The organism is Lysobacter sp. cf310 (assembly GCF_900114355.1).
GTDB lineage: Bacteria > Pseudomonadota > Gammaproteobacteria > Xanthomonadales > Xanthomonadaceae > Lysobacter.
In genome coordinates this window covers 569,282-580,621 of record NZ_FOSS01000003.1, presented here as the reverse complement: position 1 = coordinate 580,621, position 11,340 = coordinate 569,282, and the positions used below count along the sequence as shown (strand labels likewise).

General features: G+C 69.9%; 10 protein-coding genes. 9 read left to right on the top strand and 1 reads right to left on the bottom strand.

Annotated elements, in window-relative coordinates; genetic code table 11:
- Positions 1-977: 977 nt before the first annotated feature.
- From BMZ45_RS13870 to BMZ45_RS13830, 9 genes are all read left to right on the top strand, one after another.
- Positions 978-1,508 carry a hypothetical protein gene (locus BMZ45_RS13870; RefSeq protein WP_139215513.1) on the top strand — a complete coding sequence of 177 codons (531 nt, stop codon included), beginning with the start codon at positions 978-980 and terminating at the stop codon, positions 1,506-1,508.
- Between the two features lie 114 nt (positions 1,509-1,622).
- Positions 1,623-2,552 (top strand): 50S ribosomal protein L3 N(5)-glutamine methyltransferase, encoded by a 930-nt coding sequence (gene prmB / locus BMZ45_RS13865; protein ID WP_091637112.1) that lies wholly within the window; start codon positions 1,623-1,625, stop codon positions 2,550-2,552.
- Positions 2,553-2,563: 11 nt separating this feature from the next.
- Positions 2,564-3,397: a class I SAM-dependent methyltransferase gene (locus tag BMZ45_RS13860; protein ID WP_091637111.1), complete on the top strand. Its 834-nt coding sequence runs from the start codon at positions 2,564-2,566 to the stop codon at positions 3,395-3,397.
- A 32-nt stretch (positions 3,398-3,429) separates the two neighbouring features.
- Entirely contained in the window at positions 3,430-4,536 is a 1,107-nt protein-coding gene (aroC, locus tag BMZ45_RS13855; protein ID WP_091637110.1) for a chorismate synthase, read from the top strand.
- Positions 4,529-5,545, top strand: coding sequence for a 2-hydroxyacid dehydrogenase (locus BMZ45_RS13850; RefSeq protein WP_091637109.1), 1,017 nt, complete (start codon positions 4,529-4,531; stop codon positions 5,543-5,545). The genes aroC and BMZ45_RS13850 overlap by 8 nt, the downstream gene beginning before the upstream one ends.
- A 140-nt stretch (positions 5,546-5,685) precedes the next feature.
- Positions 5,686-6,726 (top strand): aspartate-semialdehyde dehydrogenase, encoded by a 1,041-nt coding sequence (locus BMZ45_RS13845; protein WP_091637108.1) that lies wholly within the window; start codon positions 5,686-5,688, stop codon positions 6,724-6,726.
- 128 nt (positions 6,727-6,854) lie between these two features.
- The gene (locus BMZ45_RS13840; RefSeq protein WP_254776642.1) at positions 6,855-8,678 is read left to right on the top strand and encodes a FimV/HubP family polar landmark protein; all 1,824 of its coding nucleotides are present in this window, start codon (positions 6,855-6,857) and stop codon (positions 8,676-8,678) included.
- Between the two features lie 48 nt (positions 8,679-8,726).
- Positions 8,727-9,539 (top strand): tRNA pseudouridine(38-40) synthase TruA, encoded by an 813-nt coding sequence (truA, locus tag BMZ45_RS13835; protein ID WP_091637107.1) that lies wholly within the window; start codon positions 8,727-8,729, stop codon positions 9,537-9,539.
- Positions 9,536-10,207, top strand: a complete 672-nt coding sequence (locus tag BMZ45_RS13830; RefSeq protein ID WP_091637106.1) for a phosphoribosylanthranilate isomerase — start codon at positions 9,536-9,538, stop codon at positions 10,205-10,207. Before truA ends, BMZ45_RS13830 begins: the two co-directional genes overlap by 4 nt.
- Positions 10,208-10,363: 156 nt before the next feature.
- Here BMZ45_RS13830 and BMZ45_RS13825 read toward each other — a convergent pair whose 3' ends face one another.
- Positions 10,364-11,257 carry a LysR family transcriptional regulator gene (locus BMZ45_RS13825; protein ID WP_139215512.1) on the bottom strand — a complete coding sequence of 298 codons (894 nt, stop codon included), beginning with the start codon at positions 11,255-11,257 and terminating at the stop codon, positions 10,364-10,366.
- Between the last annotated feature and the right edge of the window lie 83 nt (positions 11,258-11,340).

The window sequence follows — 11,340 nt, the reverse complement described above, 5'->3', positions numbered from 1 at the left end:
GAGTCGGTTGGGTCCGGTCCAAAGTGGGCCACGCGTTGGGGAGCGATTGCAACCGATGGCGCCAATGCTGCGTTCGGCGCGGCTTCCGACATACCGAGAAAGCGGGCGGCACAGAAGGAAGCGCTCGCTCAATGCAAGGCCCGTGGCGGCCAGGCCTGCAAGGTTGATCTGGTCTACTACAATCAATGCGCGGTGATGATCACTGGTGATTTCAAGTACTTGTCGCAAGGCGCGGAGTCAGTTCGGGTCGCAACAGAGGTTGGAATGAAGAGGTGCGGCGAGCTCGACGCAGGGTGCCGAGTCTACTATTCCGGTTGTAGCCTTCCAGTTCGAATCAGGTGAAGTGTTCTGCTCAAGCTGTTGAGAGAAGAATGCGTCGTTATCGACGACGCTTTTTCTTATTTCTGTTGTGCGCGAGCACACAGGCGTCGGGCGAGGGTAAGTGCCCCGAAGGCTACTACCAGGCCCCGGGACCTGAGCAAGGGGTCATCAACTGTCTGCCGCGATCCACTAGTACCGACAATACTGAGCCGCAAGATGGCGGGCCACGCTGGGCAAGTCGTTGGGGCGCGATCGCGTTCGACTACGGGGTCAGCAACGTGGGGTTGGGAATTGCGGTTGCCAGTAGCAGCAAGCGCAGGGCGAAGAGTGCGGCGTTAGCGGACTGCCGGGCTAAGGGAGGCCTGGACTGTAGGGTGAATCTGATATACGACAACCAGTGTGCAGTGGTCATCGCCGCGACCGGTTACTCGCGAGCGCATGGAGGCGCTACCACCGAGATAGCTGCGCAGCGCGGGATGGAACTGTGCAAAGCTGAGGGCTTCGACAATTGTCAGGTCTATTACAAAGCCTGCAGCCTGCCTGAGCAGATTCAATAGACTGGGTGTTGGCTAAGAATCTCGGGCGGAGCATCGATGCAAACTGTTCGGCATGACAAGCTAACGCGTCTAAGCGAGGATGCGGGGTAGAGGTAGGCCATGACCCCAAGAGACCCAAACCCAGGCACCACCCCGGATTTCGACTGGTCCGCCTCCGCGCGCATGGTCGAGGGCGGGGTGTTGGCCGGCTTCGCGGTGCTGCTGCTGGCGATCGCGGTTGCGGTGCTGGGGATCAGCGGGACCAACCTGAACGTCGTCGAGTTGTCCAAGTGGGGCGCGATCACCGCCGGGATGCTGCAGATTCGGGCCTCGGTGCTGGCGACCTGTCTGGTGGCGCTGGCGGGCCGGCGACTGTTGGACGGTACGGGGCAGGGCGCGGCGGCGGTCGGCGCGCGGTCCTTGCGGGCGGCCAGGAAGCTGGTCGCGATCGCCTGGCTGCTCGGGCTGGCCATGGTCAGTCTGCCGCTGATGATGGAGCTGCCCCTGCATGTGCCCGAGACCGGGCTGGTGTTCGGCTTGTTGCTGCTGGCCGGCGCCGCGCAGGTCGCGGTCGGGGCGATGGTCTACCGGTCGCTGGTGTCGGCGGTGGCCGCGCAGGCGGATGCCGCGTCCTACGAATTGAGGCTGTAAGCGCCGCGGGCGGGGCGATACAGGGCCGCGAGCCCGCTCCGGCCGGAGCACGGCGGCCGTGGCCGGGCGGCGGGCCGCTATAATGCGCGGCCCTGCTACGTTTCCGGATCCGCCGTGCCTTCCGTCACCTTCGAGCAACTGACCGTCATCGACCTGATCCGCTACGGCGCCAGTCGCTTCAATGGGGCCGGGCTGACCTTTGGTCACAGCTACGACAACGCCCTGGACGAGGCCACCCAGCTGGTCCTGCACGCGCTGCACCTGCCGCACGACCTGAGCCCGGTGTACGGCGCCTCCAAGGTGACCACGGAGGAGAAGGATGCGGTGCTGGCGCTGTTCGAGCGCCGCATCGGCGAGCGCATCCCGGCCGCCTACCTGACTGGCGAGGCCTGGTTCGCGGGCCTGAGCTTCAAGAGCGACCGCCGCGCTCTGGTGCCGCGTTCGCCGATCGCCGAGCTGATCGAGTCGGGTTTCGAGCCCTGGCTGGGCGGCCGCCAGGTCGAGCGCGCGCTGGACCTGTGCACCGGTTCGGGCTGCATCGCGATCGCGACCGCGCACTACCACCCCGATTGGCAGGTGCACGGCGCCGACATCAACGACGACGCGCTGGCGCTGGCGGCCGAGAACAAGGCCCGCCTGCACGCCGACAACGTCGAGCTGCGCACGTCGGACCTGTTCGACGGCCTGCAGGGCGAGGTCTACGACCTGATCGTGACCAATCCGCCCTACGTCACCAACGACGAGACCGACGCGCTGCCCAAGGAATACTCCTACGAGCCCGAACTGGGCCTGCGCGCGGGCGACGACGGCCTGGACCTGGCCCTGCGCATCCTGCGCGACGCCCCGGACCATCTGAGCGAGCACGGGCTGCTGATCTGCGAAGTCGGCGAGGCCGAGCGCGCCCTGGTCGAGTTGCTGCCCGAGCTGCCGCTGGCCTGGGTCGAGTTCAAGGTCGGGCAGATGGGCATCTTCGTCGCCGAGCGCGGCGATCTGGTCGAGCACCACGCCCGCATCGCCGAGCTCGCGAGCCAGCGCGGCGGCTGATCCGGGCCGGCATGGACAGGAAGGCTCGCATACTGGCTCCGCTCGATGCGCGCGGGCGTGGTCTGGAGATCGGCCCCTCGCACAACCCGGTCGCGCCCAAGCGCGAGGGCTACGATGTCGACGTGCTGGACCACGCCGATCGCGCGGCGCTGTTGCACAAGTACCGCGATCACGGTGTCGACCTGGACGCGATCGAAGAGGTCGACTTCGTCTGGAAGGGCGGCAGCTACGCCGAACTGACCGGCCGCAGCGCGCACTACGACTGGATCATCGCCTCGCATGTGATCGAGCACGTGCCCGATCTGGTCGGCTTCCTCAACGACTGCGACACCCTGCTGCGCGAGGGCGGGGTGCTGTCGTTGGCGGTGCCCGACAAGCGTTACTGCTTCGACCGCCTGCGCGCCCTGACCGGGCTGTCGCAGCTGATCGACGCGCACCTGCAGGGCCGGCGCAATCACAGCCCGGGCCAGGTCGCCGACTACTTCCTCAACGTGGTCAAGCTGGACGGGCGGATCGCCTGGGATGCGGCCCTGGCGGCCGGGCGCTCGCTGAGCTCGGTGGAGTTCGTGCACACTGTCCAGGAGGCGAATGCGGGCATGCACGCGGTGCGCAAGCACGACGCCTACCTGGACATCCACGCCTGGTGCTTCACCCCGAGCTGGTTCCGGCTGCTGTTGGACGATCTGAATCGATTGGGTCTGGTGGCGCTGCGCGAGCGGTCGTTCAGCGGCACCCAGGGTCACGAGTTCTATATCGCGTTGTCCCGCGACGGCGCAGGCCCCGATCGCGACCGCCTGGCGCTGATGCGTGAGGCCGAAACCGAAATGGCGGCATGCGCGCTGTGAAACGCGCGTGCCGCGGCTGACGAGAGAGACGCATGTCGAACAACACCTTCGGCCGCCTGTTGCGGGTCACCACCTTCGGCGAGAGCCACGGCCCGGCGATCGGCTGCGTGGTCGACGGCTGCCCGCCGGGGCTGGCGATCGCGCCGGAGGAGTTCCGCCACGATCTGGACCGCCGCGCCACCGGCAAGACCCGTCACACCTCGGCGCGGCGCGAGGCCGACGAGATCGAGATCCTCAGCGGCGTGTACGAGGGCCTCACCACCGGCACCCCGATCGCGCTGCTGATCCGCAACACCGACGCGCGCAGCAAGGACTACGGCTCGATCGCCGAGCAGTTCCGTCCCGGCCACGCCGACTACAGCTATTGGCAGAAGTACGGCTTGCGCGACCCGCGCGGCGGCGGGCGCTCCTCGGCGCGCGAGACCACCATGCGCGTGGCCGCGGGCGTGATCGCCAAGAAGTGGCTGGCCGAGCGTCATGGGGTGCGGGTGCGCGGCTTCATGTCGCAGATCGGCGAGATCTTTCCCAACGGTTACGACCTCGGCGTGGTCGAGGACAATCCCTTCTTCTGGCCCGACGCGGCCCAGGTCGCCGAGCTCGAGGCCTTCATGGACGCGCTGCGCAAGTCCGGCGATTCGGTCGGCGCGCGCGTGGACGTGATCGCCGACAACGTGCCGCCGGGCTGGGGCGAGCCGATCTACGGCAAGCTCGACGGCGAGCTGGCGGCAGCGCTGATGAGCATCAACGCGGTCAAGGGCGTGGAGATCGGCGACGGCTTCGCGGCGGTGGCCGCGCGCGGCACCGAGCACCGCGACGAGATGTCGCGCAGCGGTTTCGCCTCCAACCACGCCGGCGGCATCCTCGGCGGCATCAGCACCGGCCAGCAGCTGCATTGCTCGACCGCGTTCAAGCCGACCTCCAGCCTGCGCCTGCCCGGGCGCGGTCTGGACGTGCACGGCAACGAGGTCGAAGTGATCACCACCGGCCGCCACGACCCCTGCGTCGGCATCCGCGCCACCCCGATCTGCGAGGCCATGGTCGCGCTGGTGCTGATGGACCAGGCCTTGCGCCACCGGGCCCAGTGCGGCGACGTGGGCGAGGTGACGCCGCGCATTCCGGCCGGCGACGCGGATGGCTGAGCGTCCGCGCGTCTGGGTCTCGCAACCGCTGTTCGCCGACCTCCTCGCGCGGCTGGACGAGCACTTCGACGTGGCCAGCACCGCCACGGTCACCCAGCACCGCCCGGATGCGGTGGCCGCGGCCCTGCGCGAGGCCGACGGCGCCCTGGTCACCCTCAACGACGCGATCGGCGCGGCCCAGGTGACCGGCGCCTCGCGCCTGCGCGCGATCGCCAACGTCGGCGTGGGCTACAACAACCTCGACCTGGCGGCATTGAGCGCGGCCGGGATTCTGGCCACCAACACCCCGGACGTGCTGACCGAGACCACCGCCGACTTCGGCTTCGCCCTGATGATGGCGACCGCGCGCCGGATCACCGAGGCCGAGCGCTGGCTGCGCGACGGCCATTGGCGGCAGTGGAGTTTCGAATCGCTGCTGGGCGGCGACGTCCATGGCGCCACCCTGGGCATCCTCGGCATGGGCCGGATCGGCCGCGGCATCGCCCGGCGCGCCTCCGGTTTCGGCATGCGTGTGCTGTACCACAACCGCAGCCGCCTGCCCGATGCGGTGGAACGCGAGCACGCCGCCGAGTACGTCGGCTTCGAAGCGCTGTTCGAGCGCGCCGATCACCTGGTCCTGGTGCTGCCGTATTCGCCGGCCAATCATCACCTGGTCGACGCGGTCGCATTGGCGCGGCTGCGCCCGCACGCCACCCTGACCAATATCGCGCGCGGCGGCCTGATCGACGAAGAGGCCCTGGCCGACGCGTTGGCTGGCGGGCGCCTGGCCGCGGCCGGACTGGACGTGTTCGAGGGCGAGCCGGCGGTCAATCCGCGCCTGCTGGCGCTGCGCAACGTGGTCCTGACCCCGCACATCGCCAGCGCCAGCCTGGCCACGCGCCGCGCCATGGTCGCCTTGGCGGTGGCCAACCTGATCGCCGCGCTGGACCGCGGCCCCGATGCCGGCCGTCCGCCGTCGCCGCTCAACGCCGATGCCCTGGCCCGGGCCGGCGGAAAACGCAGCGCCTGAACCCGGCGCGCGCGCCGCGCGCGAATGCCAACGCCGATCCGCGCATTGGCGCCGCGCTTAGCCGATAATCGGCCTATCCCTTTAAGCAACACCCGCCGGAAATGGGTCCGGCGGCCCCCAAGCCAGGTAAATCGAAACTGATGAACGCCAAGACGTCCTGCAATGTCGCCGTGGTCGGTGCTACCGGAGCGGTCGGTGAAACCATGCTGAAGGTCCTCGCTGAGCGGAAATTCCCGATCGGCAATCTGCATGTGTTGGCGAGCGAACGCTCGGCGGGCGAGAAAATCCAGTTCGAAGGCAAAACCCTGGTGATCGAGGATCTGGCGACGTTCGACCCGTCCGGCGTCGACATCGCCCTGTTCTCGGCGGGCGGTTCGGTGTCCAAGGAATACGCGCCCAAGTTCGCCGCCGCCGGCGCGGTGGTGATCGACAACTCCTCGGCCTTCCGCTACGACGACGACATCCCGCTGGTGATCAGCGAGGTCAATCCCGAGCAGTTGGCCAACCGTCCGCGCGGCATCATCGCCAACCCGAACTGCTCGACCATGCAGATGCTGGTCGCGCTGGCGCCGATCCATCGCAAGGTCGGCATCGAGCGCATCAACGTCGCCACCTACCAGTCGGTGTCCGGCACCGGCCGGCGCGCGCTGGAGGAGCTGGGCCGGCAGACCGCCGGGCTGCTGAACTTCCAGGAGACCAAGGCCGAGGTGTATCCGGTGCAGATCGCGTTCAACGTGATCCCGCACGGCGGCGACTTCCTCGACAACGGCTACACCAGCGAAGAGATGAAGCTGGTCTGGGAGACCCGCAAGATCCTCGGCGACGACTCGATCGGCGTGAACGCCACCGTGGTCCGGGTGCCGGTGTTCTACGCCCACTCCGAGGCCGTGCACATCGAAACCCGCGAGAAGCTCAGCGCGCTGGATGCGCGCAAGCTGCTGGAAGGCGCGCCGGGCCTGGAAGTGGTGGACGAGGCGGTGGGCGGCGGTTATCCGACCCCGGTCACCCACGCCTCCGGCCATGACGCGGTCTACGTGGGCCGCATCCGCGACGACATCTCGCATCCGCGCGGCCTGTCGATGTGGGTGGTGGCCGACAACATCCGCAAGGGCGCGGCGCTCAACGCCGTGCAACTGGCCGAGCTGGTCTGGGCCGAGCAGCGCGCGCAGCACGCCGCTTGAGTCGGGCTGTCCGCATCGGGCAGCCTAAAACGTGGCCTAGGGCGTAATGTGACCGTATTGCGGCCGCATTGCGCATTAACCGTGGCGGCGGCTAGAGTCGCCGCCAGGGGAACGGGAGTGGGACCAGAGTGAAGCATCGTTTCACGCGCACCGCGTTGGCATTGGCGCTGGCTTTGGCCAGCGGCGGCGCCTGCGCGCTCGGTCTGGGCCAGATCGAGGTCAAGTCGCGTTCCGACCAGCCGCTGCTGGCGGAGATCCCGATCGTCTCCAGCGATCCGGCCGAACTCGAGCAACTGCAGGCACGCCTGGCGTCGCCGGAGACCTTCGCCCGCATCGGCCTGATGCCGCCGCAGGGCATCGTCTCCGACCTGCAGTTCCAGGTCGCTCTGGACGCGCGCGGCAACCCGGTGATCCGGGTCACCAGCGAGCAGCCGGTGAACCAGCCGCTGGTGACCTTCCTGATCGAGGTCGACTGGGGCCAGGGGCGCCTGGTGCGCGAGTACTCGGCGCTGATCGACACCCCTAAGACCGTCTCGGCGCCGCTGCAACCGCCGATCGAGGCGCCGGTGTCGGCGCCGTCCAATCTGATCGAGCGTCCGATCGATCCGGCCGCGGTGATCGCCAGCGACACCCCGACCGATCCGGCCGCGGTGGTGCCGGACCCGGCCAGCGTCGACGCCGTGCCGGCCGCGCCTGCCAACGCGTTCCCCGAACAACCGACCGCGATCGCGATCGCGCCGCCGGCACCGACGCCCGCGCCGCCGCTGACCGCCGCGCCGGCGAGCGCCACGGACGGGACGATCGAGGTCAAGCGCGGCGACGCCTTGTCGCGTATCGCCAGCGGACTGGAGTTGGGCGAGGGCGCCAGCCTGGACCAGACCATGGTCGCGCTGCTGCGCGCCAACCCCGACGCCTTCATCGGCGGCGACGTCAATCGACTCAAGCAGGGCGCGGTACTGCGCGTGCCCAGCGGCAACGAAGTGGCCAGCATCGACGCCGGCGAAGCCAGCGCGCTGGTGCGTGGACAGATACAGCAGTGGCGCCAGGCGCGCCGTCCGGCGCCGCAGCCGGCGGTGGAGCCGGTGCCGCTGGCGACGGCGCCGCGCGCGGCCGGCAACAGCGCCGGCGCTGCGACGGACGCGGCGGCCTCGGCCGGCGCGCGTCTGGAAATCGTCCCGCCCGGCGCCAGCCGCGCCGCGCGGGCGGGTACACAGTCCGGCATCAATGCCGGAGGCGAGGGCCAGATGCTGCGACAGGAACTGCAAGAATCCAAGGAATCGCTCGCCGCACGCGAGGCCGAACTCAGCGACCTCAAGGGCCGCGTCGCCGAGTTGGAGCAACTGCAGAAGCAGCAGCAACAGCTGATCCAGCTCAAGGACACCGAACTGGCCGCGGCGCAGCAGCGCCTGGCCGAATCCAATCAGAAGCAGGCGGTCGCTCAGGGCGGCGCGATGCTGCCGTGGGCGATCACCGGCGCGGTCCTGTTGCTGGCGGCGTTCGGCGCGTGGTTCATGCGCCGGCGTCCGTCCAAGCCGGTGTTCCGCGCGCCACTCGCGGCTGGAGCCGCCGGCCCTTCGATCGCCGACGCCTTCGCCGAACCCGCGCCTGCGCCCGAGCCGGAGCCGGAGCCGGAGCCGGCCGTGGTCGACTCGCCGGCAGCGGCGCCCGGCGGCGCGGCGCAGACCGCACCGTTCTGGACCACGCCGCAGTCGGCGCCCGGCAGCGAGCGCAAGGTGCCGGCCTGGCACGTGGCCGCGGTCGGTCACGGCGAGGCGCCGGTGCAGGAACCTTTGTTGGCCGCGCAACCGGGCCAGGAGCGCCTGGAGCTCGCGCGCGCCTACATGGACCTGGGCGATCACGAGAGCGCGCGTCAGCTGCTGGGCGAAGTCGCGGTCACCGGCGACCTGGCCGCGCGCCAGCAGGCCGCGCGGATGTTGCGCGAACTGGAGTAAGGCGTGGCGTCTGAGGTTTCGGCGGCACCCGACGCGGCGGATTCGGCCGTGCGTGCGGCGGGTGCGACGCGGCGCTACGCCTTGGGCATCGAGTACGACGGCGGCGAGTTCTCCGGCTGGCAGCGCCTGAGCCGGCCGGGCGAGCCCGACCTGCGCGGCGAGCCCACGGTGCAAGGCGCGGTCGAGGCGGCGCTGTCCTTCGTCGCCGGTCGCCAGATCGATGTGACCTGCGCCGGCCGCACCGACGCCGGCGTGCATGCCTCCTGCCAGGTGGTGCATTTCGACGGTCCGGCCGAGCGCGAGCCGCGTGGCTGGGTGCTGGGTACGACCTCGCGCCTGCCGCCGTCGGTGTGCGTGCGCTGGTGCGTGCCGGTGGCCGACGATTTCCACGCCCGCTTCTCGGCGCGCGCGCGCCGCTACCGCTATCGCATTCTCAACCGCCCGGTGCGGCCGGCCTTGCAGCGCCAGTACCTGAGCTGGGAGCGGCGTCCGCTCGACGCCGACGCCATGCATCGCGCGGCGCAGGCGCTGCTGGGCGAGAACGATTTCTCCGCTTTCCGCACCGTGCACTGCCAGGCCCCGCACGCCCGCCGCGATCTGCAATACATCGCGGTGCGCCGCGACGGCGACATCGTCGAGATGGAAGTGCAGGCCAACGCCTTTCTCCATCACATGGTCCGCAACATCGTCGGCAGCCTGCTGCCGGTGGGGCGCGGCGAGCAGCCCGAGGACTGGATCGCGCAGTTGCTGGCCGGGCGCGACCGCGCCAAAGCCGGGCCGACCGCGCCCTCGGCCGGGCTGGTGTTCGTCGGTCCGCGCTACCCTGCGGACTGGCCACTGCCGGCGGAGGTATTGCTGTGACCCACGCGCCCAAGACCCTGTTCCGCACCCGCATCAAGTTCTGCGGCTTCACCCGTCCGGGCGACGTGCGCCTGGCCTGCGAGCTGGGCGCGGACGCGATCGGCTTCGTGTTCGCCGAGTCCAGCAAGCGCCGCGTCGAAGCCGAAGAGGCGCGCGCGATGCGTCAGGCGCTGGCGCCGCTGGTGGACGCGGTGGCCTTGTTCATGGACAACCCGGCCGAACAGGTGCGCGAGGTGGTGCGCCAGGTCCGGCCCAGCCTGTTGCAGTTCCACGGCGACGAGAACGACGCGTTTTGCCGCTCCTTCGGGGTGCCCTATCTGAAGGCGGTGGCGATGGGCGAGGGCGGCGATCCGGCCTTGCCGCAGGGTTTGGCCCTGCACGCGCGTTATCCGGCCGCGGCCGGTTTCCTGCTCGACAGCCATGTCGCCGGCGGCAGCGGCGGCAGCGGCAAGACCTTCGACTGGTCGCGGATTCCGGCCGGCATGCACAAGCCCTTCCTGCTCGCGGGCGGGCTGGTGCCCGACAACGTCTACGAGGCCATCCTGGCGACCCGGCCCTGGGGCGTGGACGTCTCCAGCGGCATCGAAAGCGCCCCCGGGCGCAAGGACGGCGACCTGATGCGACGTTTCGTCGAGGAAGTGCGGCGCGCGGATTGCCACTCCGACTGAGTCGCGTAGCGCTCACTGCCTTGCGGTAGGCGCGACCGTGAGCTACGGCGAGCGACGCAAGGCGTAGGGTGTGGTGAGCCAAAGGCGAACCGCACCCTCACTCAGCACCGGCTGCGCGCGACGGTGCGGTTGCCACCGCACCCGACGGTTCGCGCGCTAGGCAGATTCCGACAACGCCTCACGCAACCACGTCGCTAATTCCGCCACCCGCGCATCCTCGCGCCGTTTCGGCGCGCACAGCAGCCAACGCGCATCGGTGTCGACGAAACCCCAAGGCGCGAGCAGGCGGCCGGCGGCCAGATCCTCGGCCACCAGCGGCTGCGGCGCGATCGCCACGCCCAGGCCGGCGTTGGCCGCTTCCAGCAGGTAATACAGGTGCGCGAAGCCGGTGCCTTGACGCAGCGCGGCCGGGTCCAGGCCGACCCGTGCGGCCCAGTCGCGCCAGGCCTGCGGCCGCGAGGCGGTATGCAGCAGCTCCGGCCCGCACAGCGCGTCCGGCGGCGACCCGCTCAATGCGGCCGCGCCCGGCCAGCGCGGGCTCAGCACCGGGCCGATGCGTTCCACCGCTAGTTCGTACACGCTCCAATCGGACGGCCACGGCGGCGCCGCGATCAACAGCGCCGCATCCAGCCCGGCCAGCGCGGCGTCGGGGGCGGTGTCGTTGGCGGCCAGATGCAGGCGCAGCGCGGGGCGCTCGCGCGCCAGCCGGTCCAGGCGCGGAATCATCCAGCGCGCCAGCACGCTGCCGGGGCAGCCCAGCACCAGCGGGGTCTGTTCCGGCCGCCGCTGCAGTTCGGCCCAGGCCGCGCGCAGCGGCGCGAAGCCGTCGCTGGCGGCCTCGTACAGGCGCTGCCCGGCCGGCGTCAGCGCCAGGCCGCGCCCTTCGCGCTGGAACAAGGCGCTGCCCAGCGCCTCTTCCAATAGCCGCAGCTGGCGGCTGACCGCGCCGTGGGTCACGTGCAGCTCGGCCGCGGCGCGGCCGACGCCGTCCAGCCGGGCCACGGCCTCGAAGGCGCGCAGGGCATTGAGCGGGGGCAGGGCACGGCTCATAAATAGGTGAGTTTTACTGAGGGGTCATGGCTATTTTATGGGTTATGGGGCCGTCTTGCTTGCGATAAAGTGACGGAATCCTA